The following is a 17,352-nucleotide window of genomic DNA, read 5'->3' on the forward strand; positions in this document are numbered from 1 at the left end:
GACCGCCTCCCACCCTTCTCCCTCCCCGCCCGAGATGATGAAGGGATGCTGATCGAACACGACGGCCACGCGCCGACCGTCCACCCGACCGCGTATGTCGCCCCGACGGCGACGCTCTCCGGCGACGTCCGCGTCGGCGCCGGCTGCCGGATCCTCTTCGGAGCCGTACTGACCGCCGAGGGCGGCCCGGTGGAACTCGGCGAGGGCTGCATCGTCATGGAGAACGCGGTCCTGCGCGGCACCCGCCGCGACCCCCTGACCCTGGGCCGGCACGTACTGATCGGACCGACCTCCTCCCTCGCGGGCTGCACGGTGGAGGACGAGGTCTTCCTCGCCACGGGCAGCCGGGTGTTCAACGGGGCGCGGATCGGTACGCGTTCGGAGGTCCGTGTCAACGGGATCGTGCACCTGAGGACGGTGCTCCCCGCCGACGCGACCGTCCCGATCGGCTGGGTCGCGGTCGGCGACCCGGCACGGATCCTCCCGCCGAACGACCACGGCGAGATCTGGGAGACGCAGAAGGACCTGGACTTCCCCGGCTACGTCTTCGGCCTGGACCGCCCGGCGGAGGGGGAGAGCCTCATGCCGGCCGTCTCCGAACGCTACGGCCGTGCCCTGGGCCACCACCGCAACGACCGCCCGCTCTGACGACGACGCCGTCCGATGCATTCCGATGTATGAGGTCTGTGATGCGGATGAACGGAAGATGACGCCCGGCGGTTAGCATCACGGCGTTGTCTCTGAGCGTGGGACGGAGTGGGTCGTGGCACGACCGCGTATGGGTGTGGCGGTACTGACGATGGGCTCGCGCCCCGACGAGCTGCGGGCCCTGCTCGACGCCGTGGCACGGCAGGACGAACCGGCCGCCCGGATCGTCGTGGTCGGCAACGGCACCGGCTCGCTCCCGGAGCTCCCCGAGGGCGTCACGGGGGTCGAACTTCCCGAGAACAGGGGAGTGTCGGGCGGCCGGAACGTCGCCATCGACACGCTGCGCGCGTGCGGCGACGTCGACGTGGTGGTGGACCTCGACGACGACGGCCTGCTGGTCGACACGGACGTCCTGCGCCGCCTGGCCGACCTGTACGAGGCCGATCCGGCCCTCGGGATCGTCTCGTTCCGCATCGCCGACGAGACCGGCGAGACGCAGCGCCGCCACGTCCCCCGCCTCGGGGCGAAGGACCCGCTGCTCGGCGGCGAGGTGACGACGTTCCTCGGCGGCGGCCACGGCCTGTCGATGCCGATGCTCGACCAGATCGGCGACTGGCCGGAGGACTTCTTCTTCACCCACGAGGAGACCGACCTCGCGTGGCGGGCCCTCGACGCGGACTGGAAGGTCCTGTACGCGCCGGAGCTCCTGCTCCAGCACCCGAAGACCAGCCCCGCCCGGCACGCCGTCTACTACCGGATGACCGCCCGCAACCGCGTCTGGCTGGCCAAGCGCAACCTTCCCCTCCCGCTGGTCCCCGTCTACCTCGGCGTCTGGACCCTCCTGACCCTGGCCCGCACCCGCTCCCTCCCCGGCCTCGCGGCCTGGTTCGCCGGCTTCGCGGAAGGCATCCGCCGCCCCTGCGGCCCCCGCCGCCCCATGCGCTGGTCCACGGTGGGCCGCATGACCCGCCTGGGCCGCCCGCCGATCATCTAGGGCCACCCCGAGCACGGCCCGGCGGGCCGCGAACATGCGAAGGCTTCCGGCGAATGCTGCAATTGATGGAGGCCTCGGTCCGACCATGCCTTGCGCGGGCCAGCGGGCGGTGTGCAGGGATTGGAGTGGTCATGAGCGACGAAATCGAGGACATGGGACCGGTCGACTACCTGGTCGTCGAGTTCCCGGGCAACCGCATGACGGGGGAGGGCTTCCCCCTGCTTCTCGACCTGGTGGACCGAGGCGTCATCCGCATCCTCGACCTCCTGTTCGTACGGAAGGACGACGACGGGAGTGTCGTCGGTCTCGAGCTGGCCGATCTGGACGGTGACGGCCGGCTCGACCTGTCCGTGTTCGAGGGAGTGTCGTCCGGACTCCTGGGCCAGGACGACATCGAAGAGGCCGGGATGGCGCTCGAACCCGGCAACGCGGCCGGAATCCTGGTCTACGAGAACCTCTGGGCCGCTCCCTTCGCCCGCGCCCTGCGGCGCGGCGGCGCGCAGCTCGTGGCGGGCGGACGGATCCCCGTGCAAGCCCTCCTGGCCTCGCTCGACGCCGCGGAGGCGACGGAGGACTGACGGATCGAGCCGACGGAAGCAAGGAGGAGCGACATGCCAGGACTGCTTCGAGGGGTGGCACGCACCGCCGTGGTGGCAGGGACGGCGACCGCGGTCTCCAACCGGGTCTCACGGCGCCAGGCGGGCCGCTGGGCCGGCCAGGAATCGGCGGCAGCCGAACAGCGCGCCCCGGCGCCTCCCCCTCCCCCGCCCCCGCCGCCGGCCGCACCGGCCGACGACATGAGCAGCAAGATCGCTCAGCTCAAGGAACTCGGACAGCTGAAGGAACAAGGCGTCCTCACCGAGGAGGAATTCGCGACCCAGAAGAGCCGGATCCTCGCCTCCTGACCGCCGTACTCGACTCAGTCCGAGGAGGCCGGCGGAGGGGCCGGCGGAGGGGATGATTCGGCGGCGCGGCGGTACTCGGCGTTGATCCGCTGGGCTTCCTCGAGCTGGTCTTCGAGGATGATGATGCGGCAGGCGGCCTCGATGGGGGTGCCCTGGTCGACCAGCTCCCGGGCGCGGGCGGCGATGCGCAGCTGGTAGCGGGAGTACCGGCGGTGGCCGCCGCCGGAGCGGAGCGGAGTGATGAGGCGCGCCTCACCGAGGGCGCGCAGGAATCCCTGGGTGGTACCGATCATCTCGGCGGCTCGGCCCATCGTGTAGGCGGGGTAGTCGTCGTCATCGAGACGGTCGAGACGGTCGGAGGAGTCGTCTGCTGTCACTTGCACCTCTCTGGTGAACGCGTTGAGGGGCCCTGGTGCCGTACGGCACCAGGGCCCCGAAGGAACTACTACACCATCCGCCGGTCCTGATACTGCACCGGCCTTCTGTTTCCACCGACCCGACCGAGATGCTGTCGGGCACGCGGGGATCGCGGTTGCTTGACCGGAGACCACCTCACTATCGATGTCCTGCGGTACCCGGACTCAAGAGTTCCGCCCGGGCGATCCTGATGGCGCCTGGCTCCTCCGTTCTTCCCTCGGTGATCAACTGCATACCCAACGGGGGACTGCGTACTGCTGGAACTGCGTACTGCTCGCGGCGGCCCCTGATCACTGCGGGCCCCCCGGTCCGGCCGTCAGTCCCGTCGCCGTCCTGCAACAGCCCTGGCTTCGGAACTCCACCACCGCACCGTCCTGCCAACTACACCTGCGGGTACTGCTGCCCGGCAGTTCGTCTCTGCCAGGCCTTCTTGTCTCGCTGGGTTACGAGAGAAACCATAATCACGCCACTGCCCAATGTCTACTCTGGCCGGGATAGATTTTTGTTGTCCCTGAGGAGAGGTAAATCTTCCTGGCCGGTCCAGGATGTGGAGAGCCGCCGAATCGGCTCCCCTGCCGAAGCCGGTACGCGGAAGGGCCCGACCAGCAAGCGTGCTGGTCGGGCCCTTCTGGTTGTTCCGGTGGCGGCTCGCGCCGGTCCCGTCGGTCAGACGGCGACCGGGGTGCCGAGCAGCGCGGATGCCTGCTGTACCGGGGTGAGGCCGTGGGCGGTGGCGTCGGCGTCGGGAAGCCCGCGGCAGGTGAAGCCGAGCCGGGTCATGGCCCTCAGGACTTCGCCGGCGCTGAAGTCACGGCGGTCCTGGCGCGTGATGACCTGGCCGACCTGCTTCGCGGGGTAGGTGCGGCGGCCGATGATCACGGATTCGCCGGTGACCGGCTCGGGCTTGATGCCCTTCATCGAATCCAGGACGCCGCTCCTGGTCAGATCGAACGGGAACCGGGCGATGACACAACGCATGGTGCCTCACAGGGAGAAGGGGGAGAAGGTGCTCCGACGGTGGCCTATCGGGGTGCGGGGTGAGGTGAACGGCCCGCGGTCGCCGGGGACGTCGCGCAGCCGGATGCGGTCCGTGTACGCGCTGCTGTCACGGACGGCGGCGAGCTGGGCCCGGGTGACCAGTCGGGTACACAGACCGTCGTCGTCGCAGATGAGCAGATGCCCCGCGCGGGCACTGATCACGACGGACAGGGCCACTTCCACGGTCATGTCGTCGCAGACCCGCGGTGCGGTCGTGTCCATGGCGTCGGTCACCGACCTGTCCGCGGGGGTGACGTTCGCCGAGCGGGGCTGCGTCTGGACCAGCGTCAAAAGTGCCTCCTGCGGAGATGGTTCGGTTGCCTGTTCATGGCGTACGGACCGTCGGGCCGACGGTGGACTCCGCACGCCCACGTGCCGGACCGCCGCGCGCTCACGCGCCGGACCGCCACACGCTCACGCGCCGGACTGTCGCGCGGCGCGCCGGGCCGCCGAGGCGGCACTGCGGCGACCGCGGGACACCGGGGCGCGCTTACGCTGCTCGGTCGCCGGCGCGGTGATGGTGACCGGGACGCCGCTGGGGGTCCGGGCGCCGGTGATCCGGTGGAGTGCTTCCTCGCCGGAGCGGACCTGGGTGGTCTGGGGCACGATGCCGGCGTCGGCCATGAGGCGGGTCAGGCCGCGGCGCTGGTTGGAGGTGACCAGGGTGACGACGCTGCCGGACTCGCCCGCACGGGCGGTGCGGCCACCGCGGTGGAGGTAGTCCTTGTGGTCGGTCGGCGGGTCCACGTTGACGACGAGGTCGAGGTTGTCGACGTGGATGCCGCGGGCGGCGACGTTCGTGGCGACCAGGACGGTGACGTGTCCGGTCTTGAACCGGGCGAGGGTGCGGGTGCGCTGGGGCTGGGACTTGCCGCCGTGGAGTGCCGCGGCGCGGACTCCGCTGTCGAGGAGGTCCTGGGTGAGCCGGTCCACGGCGTGCTTGGTGTCCAGGAACATGATCACCCGGCCCTCGCGCGCCGCGATCTCCGTCGTCACCCGGTGCTTGTCGGTGCCGTGCACGTGCAGGAGGTGGTGCTCCATCGTGGTGACCGCTCCCTGGGAGGGGTCGACGGAGTGGACGACGGGGTCGGTGAGGTAGCGGCGGACCAGCAGGTCGACGTTGCGGTCCAGGGTGGCGGAGAACAGCATCCGCTGGCCTTCGGGGCGGACCTGGTCCAGGAGGGCGGTGACCTGGGGCATGAAGCCCATGTCGGCCATCTGGTCGGCCTCGTCGAGGACGGAGATCGCGACCTGGCTCAGCCCGCAGTCACCTCGGTCGATGAGGTCCTTGAGGCGGCCGGGGGTGGCGATGACGACTTCGGCGCCGCCGCGCAGGGCGCCGGCCTGGCGGCCGATGGACATGCCGCCGACCACGGTCGCCAGACGCAGCCTGACGGCGCGGGCGTACGGCGTGAGGGCGTCGGTCACCTGCTGGGCCAGCTCGCGGGTGGGGACGAGGACGAGGGCGAGCGGCCGACGCGGCTCGGCGCGCTGCCCGGCGGTGCGGGCCAGGAGGGCCAGGCCGAAGGCGAGGGTCTTGCCGGAGCCGGTCCGGCCGCGGCCCAGCACGTCACGGCCTGCGAGGGAGTTCGGCAGGGTCGCGCCCTGGATCGGGAACGGCACGGACACGCCCTGCGCGGTGAGGGCGGCCAGGAGCTCCCTGGGCATGTCGAGTTCGCCGAACGCCTCGACGGCGGGCAGCGAGGGGGTGATCGTCTTCGGGAGGGCGAACTCTCCCTGCACCACGGCGGGCCGGCGGCCACGGCCACCCGAGCGGCTCGGGTCTCCCGCACGGCTGGGGGCGGAGGAGCCGAAGCGACCGGCCCGAACCGGAGCGGCGGTGGAGCCGAAACCGGAGCCGCCGGTGCGTCGGCGACTCTGGGAGGAGCGGCCATTCGTACGTGTGGGGTTCATTCAGAACCTTCCTTGATGCGGCACGTCATCAAGGAATTCCCGCAGCGGTGGAGCGGCGCGGGGAACCAAAAGAACGGGCCGAAGGGAATGCGAAAGCGAATCTCGCCCGCATGGAATATGTATCGGCGCCCCTGGAGGGCCCGTGGGCGGCGGTCATGGGCGGTCGTCCCGCAGATGAAACCGTCGCCGGAAATGCGTATAGCTGGGGCCCGCACCCCGAGGGATGCGGGCCCCAGCTACGAACTACGCGTCAGCTTCAGGCGGGAACGATGTTCTCGGCCGTCGGGCCCTTCTGGCCCTGCGCGATGTCGAAGGTGACCTTCTGGCCTTCCTGCAGCTCGCGGAAGCCCTGGGCGGCGATGTTCGAGTAGTGGGCGAACACGTCGGGGCCGCCACCGTCCTGCTCGATGAAGCCGAAGCCCTTTTCCGCGTTGAACCACTTCACGGTGCCAGCAGCCATGTCATATCTCCTTTGGGGCAGTACATCGGCGTCCGCACTTTACGGACGCCGTGTCGCCGCGATGATGCCCTGACCGGAAAATGACCGGAAATAAAAAGCGCTCTTATGTGGCGGAGAGCCACCTGGAGACGCTTGAAGTCTTTGGGTACCAAAACTGCAACTGATATCGACAGTAGCATGCCGCAGCGGCTTCTGCGTGGAGGAAAATCCCTCTCTGCGCGTTGTGGCAAAAACTCTCCCTGCGGGGCCCGGTAAAGTCTGTTCCCGCGGTCATAGATAGTGATTCACCCCGAGTGCAGCATTTCGGAAGCCCGGGCCGCATCGACGGCGGTCAGCGGCTCGCAGGGGCGTGGACCACGGGGGTCGGTACGGGCAGCAGGCTCCGCTGCCGATCCGGCGCAACCCGGAAGGGGATCGCCGAAGAGATCGCCGAGGCGCGGCGCTCCCCCGCACGGCTCCAGAGGAGCCCCGGAAACCACTCAGGGGCCCGACCCGCTTTCGCGGATCAGGCCCCTGAACTGGTCTTACGGCTGTCGGGGTGGCGGGATTTGAACCCACGACCTCTTCGTCCCGAACGAAGCGCGCTGCCAAGCTGCGCTACACCCCGATGTCGCTGCTCTGTTCTTCACGTCGCGGCGACATCGCTTACTTTAGCCCACGCGCGCGCTCAGGCGAAATCCGGTTTTCGGAGAGCCGCACCGCAGGTCGGACGCGGTCGAGGCCGACGATCGCGAGGCCCAGGACGTAGAAGCCCGCGCCCAGCACGACCGCGTTGGTGAGGACGCCGGCGTAGCCGTGGACGGTGACGTCGAGGAACGGGTACGTGTAGCGGGTGGGGGCGTCCGGGGAGATCAGTTCGCCGCGGATCAGGGCGAAGGCGAAGTAGACGGCCGGGGCCGCGAGCCACTGGGCGGCGTGGCGCAGGCGGAGGGCGCCGGGGAGGGTGAGGAGGAGGAAGTCGAGCACCGCGCCGATCGGGGTGACGGTGTGGAGCAGCTGGTTCGCGACGGCCTTCGCGCCGGTGAGGCGGGCGATCTCGGCGGCCTGGTTGAACTCGCTCGCCTCGTTGTCGAGGACCAGGTGGAAGACGAGGCCGACCACCGAGATGCAGAGCAGGGCGCCGCCGGTCCAGAGCGCGGGGAGCGGCGGGCGGCGGTTCCAGGCGCGGACGGCGCCCCAGCCGAAGACCACGGCGACCAGGATGTTCGACCAGATCGTGAAGAAGCTCAGGACGACGAGGACGTTCCCGTGGACGCACTCGATGACGAGTCCCGTCGCCGCGCACAGGGCGATCAGGCACCGGAACGCCGCCGCGGAGGGGCGCCGCTGGGCGGGGGGTACGACGGCGGAGGCCGGTATGGCCGACGTGCCGGCGGAGCGGGGCGTGAGCATTCCCCCACCGTAGGTGGTTACGCGCGCGCCGTCAGCGTGAGCAGGGTGACCTCGGGCGGGCAGGCGAAGCGGACCGGGGTGAAGCGGTTGGTGCCGCAGCCCGCCGAGACGTGCAGGTAGGAGGTGTGGTCGGCGACCGTGTGCGTGGAGAGCCCCTTCACGCGGTCCGTGTCCAGGTCGCAGTTGGTGACGAGCGCCCCGTAGAAGGGGATGCACAGCTGGCCGCCGTGGGTGTGCCCGGCGAGGATCAGCTCGTACCCGTCCGCCGTGAACGCGTCGAGCGAGCGCAGGTACGGGGCGTGGACGACGCCCACGGTGAAGTCGGCCGAGGCGTCGGGGCCGCCGGCCACCCGCTCGTACCGGTCGCGCTTGATGTGCGGGTCGTCGAGGCCGGTGAAGGCCAGTTCGGCCTCGGGCAGCTTGAGCGTGCCGCGGGTGTTGGTGAGGTTCACCCAGCCCGCCGCGTCGAAGGCGTCCCGCATGCCCTCCCACGGGTTGTGGACCGCGCCGACCACGGGCTTGTTGCCGTTGAGACCGTGGCGGCCCTGGGCCTTCTCCATCAGGTAGCGGGCGGGGTTGCGCAGCTTCGGCCCGTAGTAGTCGTTGGAGCCGAAGACGTACACGCCCGGGAACTCCATCAGCGGGCCGAGCGCGTCCAGGACCTCGGGTACGGCGTCGGGGTCGGAGAGGTTGTCGCCGGTGTTGACGACGAAGTCCGGGCGGAGCCCCGCGAGCGACTGGAGCCAGGCCCGCTTCTTGCGCTGGCCGCTGACCATGTGGATGTCGGAGACCTGAAGGACCCGCAGGTCGCGCATGCCGCGCGGGAGTACGGGCACGGTCACCCGGCGGAGCCGGAAGGAGCGGGCCTCGAAGCCGGCCGCGTAGACGATTCCGGCCGCGGCCGTCGCCGTGAGACCTGCCGTGACCTTCAGGGGGATCCCGTACCGTGCGCGCATCGCACCATCGTCGCAGACCCGGCGGGCGGAAATGTGCGGGCGGGTGGGGTGGGGCACCTGCCACACTTGACCCCATGACCACGCTCAAGGAGAAGCTCAAGGCCGACCTCGACGCCGCGATCAGGGGGCGCGACGAACTGCGCTCCTCGACCCTGCGGCTGACCATCACCGCGATCACCATGGAGGAGGTCGCGGGCAAGTCCAAGCGCGAACTCTCCGACGACGAGGTGCTGAAGGTGATCGCCAAGGAGGCGAAGAAGCGCCGCGAGGCCGCGGAGGCCTTCGCCCAGGGCGGCCGTGCCGAGTCCGCGGAGCGGGAGCGCGCGGAGGGTGTCCTCCTCGACGCGTACCTGCCGAAGCAGCTCAGCGACGAGGAGCTCGACGGGATCGTCGCGTCGGCCGTCGAGGAGGCGAAGGCGGCGGGCGCCGAGGGGCCGCGTGCCATGGGTGCCGTCATGAAGATCGTGAGCCCGAAGGTGGCCGGCCAGGCCGACGGCGGCCGCGTCGCCGCCTCGGTGAAGAAGCTGCTCGCGGGCTGATCCGCCGCCGCGGAGTACGTACGAGGAAGGGCGCCCCACCGAGAGTGGGGCGCCCTTCGTCGTCATCCGTTACGTCAGCGGTTTCCGCCGCGGCGGTTGCCGTCGCCGTCTCCGAACATGTCCGGCGGGATCGTGATCCCCGGGAACGGGTTCGTCGGCGGCTTCGTGTCGCCGGGCTTGTTGTCGCCGGGCTTCTTCGGCTTGTTCGGGCCTTCGTCGCCCTCCTTCTCCTTTTCCTTGGGCTTCTCGGCCCGCGGTACGGAGATGGGGTTGAAGCGCGGCTTCTCGTCGTCCAGGGCGCCCGTCATCGCGATCCGCCAGATGGGGCCGGGGAGGCAGCCACCGCAGACCTTGTCGTAGTAGACGCCGCCGATGGTGATGTCGAACATCTCGTCGCGCTTGCCGACGTCGTCGCCGACCCAGACGGCGGTGGACAGGTTCGGCGTGTAGCCGACGAACCAGGCGTCCTTGCGGCCTTCGGTGGTACCGGTCTTGCCCGCGTTGTCCCGGTCGCTCAGACCGGCCCGCGTACCGGTGCCGTCCTCGACAACGCCCTTCAGCATCTGGTTGATGGTGTCGGCGGTGCGGTCGGACATCGCGCGTGTGCACTTGGTCTGCGGCACGTTCAGCTTGTCGCCGTTGGCGCCCTTGATGGACTCGATGGCGACCGGAAGGCAGTAGATGCCGCGGTTGGCGAAGGTGGCGTAGACGGAGGCCATGTCGAGCGGGGTGCTCTCCAGGCTGCCGAGCGTGGCCGACGGGCTCTGCGCGATGCGCTTGCCCAGCTCGCGCTCGTAACCGACCTTGTTCGCCATCGTCAGCGTCTCGCACAGGCCGGCCATCTGCTCCAGCTTGGCGAAGTACGTGTTGATGGACTTGCCGAGGGCGCTCGTCATGTCGTACGCCCCCTTCTCCGACTTGAGCTCGTTCTGGACGGACCAGTCGGCGTAGCCCGCCGGCTTGCCGTCGCAGCGCGTGAAGTCGTTCTCCTTCATGTTGATCTTCCACGGCGTGTCGAAGCTCTGCGCCGGGCTCAGACCCTTCTCCAAGGCGGCGGCGGCAGTGATCGGCTTGAAGGTCGAGCCGACCGGGAAGCCGAACGTGGTGCCGCCCATCTTGCTGCCGACGGCGAGATTGAGCGTCGTCTGGTGCTGCTTCTGGTCCAGGCCGTACGGGCGGGACTGGCCCATCGAGAGGATCTTGCCGGTACCGGGCTGGACCTGGACGACGGCGGTCGCGACGCCGTCGTCCTTGTTGACCTTGGCCACCGCGGCCTCGTTGGCCGCCGCCTGCGCCTTCGGGGAGAGCGTGGTCCTGACGGTGAGACCGCCCAGGTTCCACAGCTTCTGCCGCTCCTCGGCCGTCTTCCCGAAGACCGGGTCGCTCAGGATCGTCTTGCGGACGTAGTCGCAGAAGAAGCCGGCGCCGTCGACGGCGGTGATGCAGCCGTTCTTCGGCGTCTTGACCTTCAGCTTCAGCGGCGCGGCCTTCGCCTTGTCCGCGTCCGCCTGGCTGATGTCCTTCACGTCGGCCATCCGCTGGAGGACCACGTTGCGGCGCTTGGTGGCTTCCTGGATGTCGTTGATCGGGTCGTAGCGGCTCGGCGACTGGACGAGCCCGGCCATCATCGCCGCCTCGCCCAGCTCCAGGTCGGCGGCCGGCTTGGAGAAGTACCGCTGGGAGGCGGCCTCGATGCCGTACGCCTGCTGACCGAAGAACGTGATGTTGAGGTAGTTCTCCAGGATCTTCTTCTTGCCCAGCTCCTCCTCGACCTGGATCGCGAACTTCAGCTCGCGGACCTTCCGGCCGATGGTCTGCTGGGTGGCCTGCGCGACCTTCTCCGGGTCGTCGCCCGCCTCCTCGACGAAGACGTTCTTCACGTACTGCTGGGTGAGCGTGGACGCGCCCTGCGCGACCCCGCCCGACTGCGCGTTGCGGTTGATCGCGCGCAGCACGCCCTTGAGGTCGATCGCCCCGTGCTCGTAGAAGCGGCCGTCCTCGATCGCGACGATCGCCTTCTGCATGTACGGGGAGATCTTGTCCAGCGGGACGACCTTCCGGTCCCGCGAGTACACCGTGGCGAGGAGCCCGCCCTCGGCGTCGAGAATGGTGGTGCGCTGACTCAGCGGCGGGGTCTTCAGGTTGGAGGGAATCTCGTCGAATCCCTCGACCGTGCCCTTCGCGGCCAAGCCGAGTGCTCCGGCCGCGGGCAGGGCGATGCCCGCCAGCACGGCTCCGGAGAGCACACTGACACCGAGGAACTTGGCGGCCTGCTGGGTCCCGGTCAGACCACCGCCCGAGCGCTTCTTTGCCATGGGGGCAGCCTACGTTCTCATTCGCCGGACACGCGTATATGCCTTGGCCTAAGCTGCTCACAACTGTCACAGCAGTGTGGTTTCGCATCAAGACCCGTGCGTGACATCGGCATGAATTCCCGTGACCCGAAACACGGGAAGCTCGTGTCCGTTTCCGGATCATGCGTCACCCGGTGCCCGAAGTGGCGCCGGTGAGGAAGGGCGTATCCATGGGGATATGTCCGCTATCACACGCATGTCCTTCGGTCACTCCCCTGGGTGATCTGACGCGTACGCATAGTCCGTTCGGGCCATTCAAGATTGGGCCCGAAGGGGGTGTTGCGCTGTGCCCACCTTCCGTAACGTCCCAACTGGCAGCGGTGAATATGCCGCTGCCGCCGTGGGGGAGCCTCGATTCGGGAGAGGACGGCGCCGGTATGGGCTGGGTAGCTGACTGGAGTGCGCAGGCGGCCTGCCGCACTACCGATCCGGATGAACTTTTCGTGCAGGGAGCGGCGCAGAACAGGGCAAAGGCGGTGTGCACCGGATGTCCGGTGCGGACCGAGTGCCTCGCCGACGCCCTCGACAACCGCGTGGAGTTCGGTGTGTGGGGCGGCATGACGGAGCGCGAGCGCCGTGCCCTGTTGCGCCGACGGCCGACCGTCACCTCGTGGCGCCGGCTCCTGGAGACCGCGCGGACGGAGTACGAGCGTGGTGCGGGCCTGCTGCCCGTGGCGATCGAGGACGACGCGACGTACGAGGCGTACGCCGCGGTCGGCTAGTCCCCGACCGGCAGGTACGGGGACGGTGGCTCAGCTCAGGCCGAGGGCATCCGCCCGGCCGTGAGCCGGTCACCGATGGCCCGCAGCCCGGCGAGGTCGTGCACATCGCCGGGCAGGGCGGCCACTTCGGCCACCGCCACCTCGGGGTGGAGCGCGGTGAAGCGGTCGCGTGTGCGCTGCTCACGCGCGAGCACCCGCATGCGCTCGGCATGCAGGCGCAGAAGTCCCGCGGTGAGATGTCGTACGTCTACGTCTGTGTATGCGTCTGTGTCTACGTCTGGGTGCTGTGCGGCCGGTTCGGCTGTGGGGGCAGCCTCGGGTACGGAACATACGGCGGCGGTGGCGAGTTCAGACAGCTCGGGCGACGTGGCCGGGGAGCCACTCCGTCCAGTCTTCCCGTCGCCCCGATCCGTCATGCGCCCCTCGTCAAGATTTTCCGCGGCGGCCCGCGCCCGCTCGGCCGAGAGGCCGGCCGCGCCGCTGCCGTGGACACGGTTGAGGACGAGACCCGCCAGCGGCATCTCCTCGGCCGCCAGCCGCTCCACGAAGTACGCGGCCTCGCGCAGCGCGTCCCGCTCCGGCGTGGCGACGACGAGGAAGGCCGTGCCCGGGGCCTGGAGCAGCCGGTACGTGGCGTCGGCGCGGGTCCGGAAGCCGCCGAACATCGTGTCCATCGCCGCGACGAAGGTCTGCACGTCCTTGAGGAACTGACCCCCGAGCAGCTTCCCGAGCGTCCCCGTCATCATCGACATGCCGACGTTGAGGAACTTCATGCCGGCCCGGCCGCCCACCTTCGCCGGGGCCATGAGCAGCTTGATGAACTTCCCGTCGAGGAAGGACCCCAGCCGCTTCGGCGCGTCCAGGAAGTCCAGGGCGGAGCGGGACGGCGGCGTGTCGACCACGATGAGGTCCCACTCGTCGCGCGCCCGGAGCTGGCCCAGCTTCTCCATCGCCATGTACTCCTGCGTACCGGCGAACCCGGCCGACAGGGACTGGTAGAAGGGGTTCTCCAGGATCGCCCGGGCCCGCTCGGGGTCCGCGTGCGCCTCGACGATCTCGTCGAAGGTCCGCTTCATGTCGAGCATCATGGCGTGCAGTTCGCCGCCGTCGGACCCCTTGATCCCGTCCACCTTGCGGGGCGTGTTGTCGAGGGAGTCGATGCCCATGGACTGGGCGAGGCGGCGCGCCGGGTCGATGGTGAGCACGACCACCCGTCGGCCGCGCTCCGCCGCCCGTACGCCGAGGGCCGCCGCCGTGGTCGTCTTGCCGACCCCGCCCGCGCCGCAGCAGACGATGATGCGGGTGCCCCGGTCGTCGATGAGCGGATCGAGCTCCAGGACGGGGACAGCGTCGAACCCGGTGGTGTCCGGGTCGGGGACAGCGTCGAACCCGGTCGTGTCCGGTGTTTCCGGCCCGGTCGTGTCGTGGGCGGGTCTTTTCGGTCCGGTCGCCTTCTCCGTCACGCGCCCACCCCTTGCTTCCGCAGTTCCTTCGCCAGCCGGTAGAGCCCTGCGATGTCCCCGCCGTCCCCGAGGAAGGGGAGCTCGTACGAGGGCACGTCGATGCCGTCCAGGACCGCGCGCTGCTCCCGCTCCAGCTCCACCCGCCGGGCGTGCTCGGCCGCCTGGTCGAGGAGCGGTTCGACGAGCCGCGAGCCGCCCGCGACGCCGACGGAGGCCAGGCTCCGCGCGATCGCGTCCCGGTGGTCGCCGGAGGCGGCCCGTACCGCCGCCTCGTCGAGGACGTGCGGGCGGACCATGTTCACCACGACCCGCCCCACCGGCAGTTCGGCGGCGCGGAGCTCCGCGATGCCGTCCGCCGTCTCCTGGACCGGCATCTCCTCCAGGAGCGTCACCAGATGGACCGCCGTCTCGGGCGACTTGAGGACCCGCATGACGGCCTGCGCCTGGTTGTATATCGGGCCGATCCTGGCCAGGCCCGCCACCTCGTCGTTGACGTTGAGGAAGCGGGTGATGCGGCCGGTGGGCGGCGCGTCCATGACCACGTGGTCGTAGGTGTGGCCGCCGTGCTTCTCGCGCCGTCTGACCGCCTCGCACGCCTTGCCGGTCAACAGGACGTCCCGTACCCCCGGCGCTATCGTCGTCGCGAAGTCGATCGCCCCGAGCTTCTTCAGGGCCCGCCCCGCGGTGCCCAGTTTGTAGAACATCTGGAGGTAGTCGAGGAGCGCGCGCTCGGCGTCGATCGCCAGCGCGTACACCTCGCCGCCGCCCGGCGCGACGGCGATCTTGCGCTCCTCGTACGGAAGCGCTTCCGTCTCGAAGAGCTGTGCGATGCCCTGTCTGCCTTCGACCTCGACGAGGAGGGTGCGTTTGCCCTCCGTCGCGAGGGCGAGCGCGAGGGCCGCGGCGACCGTCGTCTTACCGGTACCGCCCTTTCCGCTGACGACCTGGAGCCTGCTCACGCTGTCGAGCCTAACCACTGGCGGCGGCGCCCAATCAGGAGGCCGCCCCACGGCAGCGGATACAGTCGCCTCCATGACCAAGTGGGAGTACGTCACGGTGCCGCTTCTGGTGCACGCGACGAAGCAGATTCTGGACACCTGGGGCGAGGACGGCTGGGAGCTCGTCCAGGTCGTGCCCGGGCCGAACAACCCCGAGCAGCTCGTGGCCTACCTGAAGCGGGCCAAGTCGTGAGCGGGGCCGTGGAGGCGAAGCTCGCCGAGCTCGGCCTGACCCTGCCGGAGGTCGTGCCCCCGTTGGCCGCGTACCAGCCGGCCGTGCAGTCGGGCGTGTACGTCTACACCTCGGGCCAGCTCCCGATGGTGGGGGGCAAGCTCTCGGTGACCGGCAAGGTCGGCGACGAGGTCACCGCCGAGGAGGCCAAGCAGCTCGCGGCCACCTGCGCGCTGAACGCCCTCGCGGCCGTGAAGTCGGTCGCCGGTGACCTGGACCGGATCAAGCGGGTCGTGAAGGTCGTGGGCTTCGTCGCCTCCGCCTCCGACTTCACCGGGCAGCCGGCCGTCATCAACGGCGCCAGCGAGCTGCTCGGCGCGGTCCTCGGCGACAAGGGCGTGCACGCGCGCAGCGCCGTCGGCGTGGCCGTGCTGCCGCTCGACGCGCCGGTCGAGGTCGAGGTCCAGGTGGAGCTCGTCGAGGCCTGACCCCCTGGCCTCCCAATTCGTTCGTGAAGAGCCGGTTCCTTCGTGCGAGTTCCTTCGTGCGAGGGAACCGGCTCTCCTGCGTTCCCGCCGCTCCCCGGCCTTCCGCCGGCGAGCGGCCATTCCGGCCCTCGTGGATTTCGGTGCTTGCGCATAGCATCCGCCCATGCCGCCCAAGTCGAATGCTCAGCCGAACGGTCAGTGGTACCCGCCGGAATGGCCCGACCGCATCCGCGCCCTCGCCGCGGGCGAGCTCACCCCGGTGAGCCCCCGGCGCGCCGCCACCGTGCTCATCCTGCGGGACGGGGCAGCGGGGCCCGACGTGCACATGCTGCGCCGTCGCGCCTCGATGGCCTTCGCGGGCGGCGCGTACGCCTACCCCGGCGGCGGGGTCGACCCGCGCGACGAGCACCCGGTGCGCTGGGCGGGGCCCTCGCTCGACGAGTGGGCCGGGCGCCTCGGCCTCGACGACCCCGCGCAGGCCCAGGCCGTGGTCTGCGCCGCCGTACGCGAGACGTACGAGGAGGCGGGCGTCCTGCTCGCCGGGGACACCGCGGACAGCGTGGTCGGCGACACCACCGGCGAGGACTGGGAGCGGGACCGGGAGGCGCTCGTCGCCCGGGAGCTGTCCTTCGCCGACTTCCTCGACCGGCGCGGGCTCGTCCTGCGCTCGGACCTGCTCGGCGCGTGGGCCCGCTGGATCACCCCGGAGTTCGAGCAGCGGCGCTACGACACGTGGTTCTTCGTGGCCGCGCTGCCGGCCGGGCAGCGCACCCGGAACGCCTCCACGGAGGCGGACCGCACGGTCTGGATCCGCCCGGCGGAGGCCGCCGCCGGCTATGACCGCGGCGAGCTGACGATGATGCCGCCGACGATCTCGACCCTGCGCACCCTGGAGCCGTACGGCACGGCCGCCGAGGCGCTGGAGGCGGCCGGGGGCCAGGACATGACCCCCGTGCTCGCACAGGCGCGTCTGGAGGGCGACGAGCTGGTCCTGAGCTGGCCGGGGCACGAGGAGTTCACCAAGATCATCCCGGTCGGGGGTACGCGATGAGCGACGCCGCCGCCCTGCCCGGGCAGCCGCGCGGGCTCGTCGTCTCCGGGCCCGCGACCGCCCGCGCCGTGAACGTCCTCGCGCCGAACCCGTCCGCGATGACCCTCGACGGCACGAACACCTGGCTCCTCTCCGAGCCCGGCTCCGACCTCGCCGTCGTCGTCGACCCGGGGCCGCTCGACGAGGGCCATCTGCGCCATGTCGTCGAGACCGCCGAGAAGCTCGGCAAGCGGGTCGCGCTCACCCTGCTCACCCACGGCCACCCGGACCACGCGGAGGGCGCGGGACGCTTCGCCGAGCTGACCGGGACCGCCGTACGGGCCCTCGACCCGGCGCTGCGGCTCGGCGACGAGGGGCTCGGCGAGGGGGACGTGGTGACGGTCGGCGGCCTGGAGCTGCGGGTCGTCCCGACGCCCGGGCACACCTCGGACTCGCTCTCCTTCCATCTGCCCGCCGACCGGGCGGTCCTGACGGGGGACACGATCCTGGGGCGCGGCACGACGATGGTCGCGCATCCGGACGGGCGGCTCGGCGACTACCTGGACTCGCTGCGGCGGCTGCGCTCGCTCACCGTCGACGACGGGGTGCACACGGTCCTGCCGGGGCACGGGCCGGTCCTGGAGGACGCGCAGGGGGCCGTGGAGTTCTATCTGGCGCACCGGGCGAACCGGCTCGCCCAGGTCGAGACGGCGGTCGAGAGCGGCCACCGGACGGCGGCCGAGGTCGTCGCGCACGTGTACGCGGACGTGGACCGCTCGCTGTGGCCGGCCGCGGAGCTGTCCGTGCGGGCGCAGCTGGAGTACCTGCGGGAGCGCGGCCTGGTGTAGGGCGGGCCCGGCCG

Annotated in this window: 20 protein-coding genes and 1 tRNA gene; 10 read left to right on the forward strand and 11 right to left on the reverse strand. The window is 70.5% G+C overall.

Features of this window, described 5'->3' with window-relative positions; translation table 11 throughout:
• Positions 1-45: 45 nt before the first annotated feature.
• The 4 genes from OG357_RS20960 (at position 46) to OG357_RS20975 (ending at position 2,547) form a co-directional block, all read left to right on the forward strand.
• Positions 46-648 carry a gamma carbonic anhydrase family protein gene (locus tag OG357_RS20960; protein ID WP_329622608.1) on the forward strand — a complete coding sequence of 201 codons (603 nt, stop codon included), beginning with the start codon at positions 46-48 and terminating at the stop codon, positions 646-648.
• A gap of 130 nt (positions 649-778) precedes the next feature.
• A complete protein-coding gene (locus tag OG357_RS20965) occupies positions 779-1,642 on the forward strand; it encodes a glycosyltransferase family 2 protein (protein ID WP_317601921.1) in 864 nt (287 codons plus the stop codon).
• Between the two features lie 131 nt (positions 1,643-1,773).
• The gene (locus OG357_RS20970; RefSeq protein WP_329622609.1) at positions 1,774-2,220 is read left to right on the forward strand and encodes a DUF6325 family protein; all 447 of its coding nucleotides are present in this window, start codon (positions 1,774-1,776) and stop codon (positions 2,218-2,220) included.
• A 33-nt stretch (positions 2,221-2,253) separates the two neighbouring features.
• Positions 2,254-2,547, forward strand: coding sequence for an SHOCT domain-containing protein (locus OG357_RS20975; protein ID WP_329622610.1), 294 nt, complete (start codon positions 2,254-2,256; stop codon positions 2,545-2,547).
• 14 nt (positions 2,548-2,561) lie between these two features.
• Here OG357_RS20975 and OG357_RS20980 read toward each other — a convergent pair whose 3' ends face one another.
• From OG357_RS20980 to OG357_RS21015, 8 genes are all read right to left on the reverse strand, one after another.
• Positions 2,562-2,924 carry a MerR family transcriptional regulator gene (locus OG357_RS20980; protein WP_329622611.1) on the reverse strand — a complete coding sequence of 121 codons (363 nt, stop codon included), beginning with the start codon at positions 2,922-2,924 and terminating at the stop codon, positions 2,562-2,564.
• A gap of 706 nt (positions 2,925-3,630) precedes the next feature.
• Entirely contained in the window at positions 3,631-3,942 is a 312-nt protein-coding gene (locus OG357_RS20985) for an SCO5918 family protein (RefSeq protein ID WP_329622612.1), read from the reverse strand.
• Between the two features lie 6 nt (positions 3,943-3,948).
• Entirely contained in the window at positions 3,949-4,293 is a 345-nt protein-coding gene (locus OG357_RS20990) for a hypothetical protein (RefSeq protein ID WP_329622613.1), read from the reverse strand.
• Positions 4,294-4,416: 123 nt separating this feature from the next.
• Entirely contained in the window at positions 4,417-5,916 is a 1,500-nt protein-coding gene (locus OG357_RS20995; protein WP_329622614.1) for a DEAD/DEAH box helicase, read from the reverse strand.
• 256 nt (positions 5,917-6,172) lie between these two features.
• Complete coding sequence (locus OG357_RS21000) at positions 6,173-6,376, reverse strand: cold-shock protein (protein WP_020133169.1); 204 nt, start codon at positions 6,374-6,376, stop codon at positions 6,173-6,175.
• Positions 6,377-6,909: 533 nt separating this feature from the next.
• Positions 6,910-6,983 (reverse strand) — tRNA-Pro (locus OG357_RS21005).
• A 38-nt stretch (positions 6,984-7,021) separates the two neighbouring features.
• Entirely contained in the window at positions 7,022-7,768 is a 747-nt protein-coding gene (locus OG357_RS21010; protein WP_329622615.1) for a Pr6Pr family membrane protein, read from the reverse strand.
• A gap of 17 nt (positions 7,769-7,785) precedes the next feature.
• Entirely contained in the window at positions 7,786-8,724 is a 939-nt protein-coding gene (locus OG357_RS21015) for a metallophosphoesterase (protein ID WP_329622616.1), read from the reverse strand.
• Between the two features lie 74 nt (positions 8,725-8,798).
• Between OG357_RS21015 and OG357_RS21020 the strand changes: the two genes are divergently transcribed.
• Positions 8,799-9,263, forward strand: coding sequence for a GatB/YqeY domain-containing protein (locus tag OG357_RS21020; protein ID WP_329622617.1), 465 nt, complete (start codon positions 8,799-8,801; stop codon positions 9,261-9,263).
• Positions 9,264-9,337: 74 nt separating this feature from the next.
• Here the strand turns inward: OG357_RS21020 and OG357_RS21025 are convergent, their stop codons facing one another.
• Positions 9,338-11,578 (reverse strand): transglycosylase domain-containing protein, encoded by a 2,241-nt coding sequence (locus OG357_RS21025; protein WP_329622618.1) that lies wholly within the window; start codon positions 11,576-11,578, stop codon positions 9,338-9,340.
• A gap of 416 nt (positions 11,579-11,994) precedes the next feature.
• Here OG357_RS21025 and OG357_RS21030 point away from each other — a divergent pair, with 416 nt between their 5' ends.
• Positions 11,995-12,339: a WhiB family transcriptional regulator gene (locus OG357_RS21030; protein ID WP_015034550.1), complete on the forward strand. Its 345-nt coding sequence runs from the start codon at positions 11,995-11,997 to the stop codon at positions 12,337-12,339.
• Between the two features lie 35 nt (positions 12,340-12,374).
• On the opposite strand, the gene OG357_RS21035 is transcribed toward OG357_RS21030, so the two are convergent.
• Together OG357_RS21035 and OG357_RS21040 are read right to left on the reverse strand one after the other, a co-directional pair.
• Positions 12,375-13,676: an ArsA family ATPase gene (locus tag OG357_RS21035; RefSeq protein WP_329625647.1), complete on the reverse strand. Its 1,302-nt coding sequence runs from the start codon at positions 13,674-13,676 to the stop codon at positions 12,375-12,377.
• Between the two features lie 122 nt (positions 13,677-13,798).
• Positions 13,799-14,761 (reverse strand): ArsA family ATPase, encoded by a 963-nt coding sequence (locus OG357_RS21040; protein WP_329622619.1) that lies wholly within the window; start codon positions 14,759-14,761, stop codon positions 13,799-13,801.
• A gap of 73 nt (positions 14,762-14,834) precedes the next feature.
• Between OG357_RS21040 and OG357_RS21045 the strand changes: the two genes are divergently transcribed.
• The 4 genes from OG357_RS21045 (at position 14,835) to OG357_RS21060 (ending at position 17,338) form a co-directional block, all read left to right on the forward strand.
• Positions 14,835-14,993, forward strand: coding sequence for a DUF4177 domain-containing protein (locus tag OG357_RS21045; RefSeq protein WP_015034547.1), 159 nt, complete (start codon positions 14,835-14,837; stop codon positions 14,991-14,993).
• Positions 14,990-15,460: a RidA family protein gene (locus OG357_RS21050; protein ID WP_329622620.1), complete on the forward strand. Its 471-nt coding sequence runs from the start codon at positions 14,990-14,992 to the stop codon at positions 15,458-15,460. The genes OG357_RS21045 and OG357_RS21050 overlap by 4 nt, the downstream gene beginning before the upstream one ends.
• Positions 15,461-15,623: 163 nt before the next feature.
• On the forward strand, positions 15,624-16,511 hold the full coding sequence (locus OG357_RS21055; RefSeq protein WP_329622621.1) for an NUDIX hydrolase: 888 nt from the start codon (positions 15,624-15,626) through the stop codon (positions 16,509-16,511).
• Positions 16,508-17,338: an MBL fold metallo-hydrolase gene (locus tag OG357_RS21060; protein ID WP_329622622.1), complete on the forward strand. Its 831-nt coding sequence runs from the start codon at positions 16,508-16,510 to the stop codon at positions 17,336-17,338. Before OG357_RS21055 ends, OG357_RS21060 begins: the two co-directional genes overlap by 4 nt.
• Positions 17,339-17,352 lie beyond the last annotated feature (14 nt).

The sequence above is a fragment of the Streptomyces sp. NBC_01255 genome, assembly GCF_036226445.1.
Taxonomy (GTDB): Bacteria; Actinomycetota; Actinomycetes; order Streptomycetales; family Streptomycetaceae; genus Streptomyces.

Coding starts and splice junctions, on each gene's coding strand:
- OG357_RS20960 (WP_329622608.1), top strand. CDS start 46: ATGCTGATCGAACACGACGGCCACGCGCCGACCGTCCACCCGACCGCG.
- OG357_RS20965 (WP_317601921.1), top strand. CDS start 779: ATGGGTGTGGCGGTACTGACGATGGGCTCGCGCCCCGACGAGCTGCGG.
- OG357_RS20970 (WP_329622609.1), top strand. CDS start 1,774: ATGAGCGACGAAATCGAGGACATGGGACCGGTCGACTACCTGGTCGTC.
- OG357_RS20975 (WP_329622610.1), top strand. CDS start 2,254: ATGCCAGGACTGCTTCGAGGGGTGGCACGCACCGCCGTGGTGGCAGGG.
- OG357_RS20985 (WP_329622612.1), bottom strand. CDS start 3,942: ATGCGTTGTGTCATCGCCCGGTTCCCGTTCGATCTGACCAGGAGCGGC.
- OG357_RS20995 (WP_329622614.1), bottom strand. CDS start 5,916: ATGAACCCCACACGTACGAATGGCCGCTCCTCCCAGAGTCGCCGACGC.
- OG357_RS21000 (WP_020133169.1), bottom strand. CDS start 6,376: ATGGCTGCTGGCACCGTGAAGTGGTTCAACGCGGAAAAGGGCTTCGGC.
- OG357_RS21010 (WP_329622615.1), bottom strand. CDS start 7,768: ATGCTCACGCCCCGCTCCGCCGGCACGTCGGCCATACCGGCCTCCGCC.
- OG357_RS21015 (WP_329622616.1), bottom strand. CDS start 8,724: ATGCGCGCACGGTACGGGATCCCCCTGAAGGTCACGGCAGGTCTCACG.
- OG357_RS21020 (WP_329622617.1), top strand. CDS start 8,799: ATGACCACGCTCAAGGAGAAGCTCAAGGCCGACCTCGACGCCGCGATC.
- OG357_RS21025 (WP_329622618.1), bottom strand. CDS start 11,578: ATGGCAAAGAAGCGCTCGGGCGGTGGTCTGACCGGGACCCAGCAGGCC.
- OG357_RS21030 (WP_015034550.1), top strand. CDS start 11,995: ATGGGCTGGGTAGCTGACTGGAGTGCGCAGGCGGCCTGCCGCACTACC.
- OG357_RS21045 (WP_015034547.1), top strand. CDS start 14,835: ATGACCAAGTGGGAGTACGTCACGGTGCCGCTTCTGGTGCACGCGACG.
- OG357_RS21055 (WP_329622621.1), top strand. CDS start 15,624: ATGCCGCCCAAGTCGAATGCTCAGCCGAACGGTCAGTGGTACCCGCCG.
- OG357_RS21060 (WP_329622622.1), top strand. CDS start 16,508: ATGAGCGACGCCGCCGCCCTGCCCGGGCAGCCGCGCGGGCTCGTCGTC.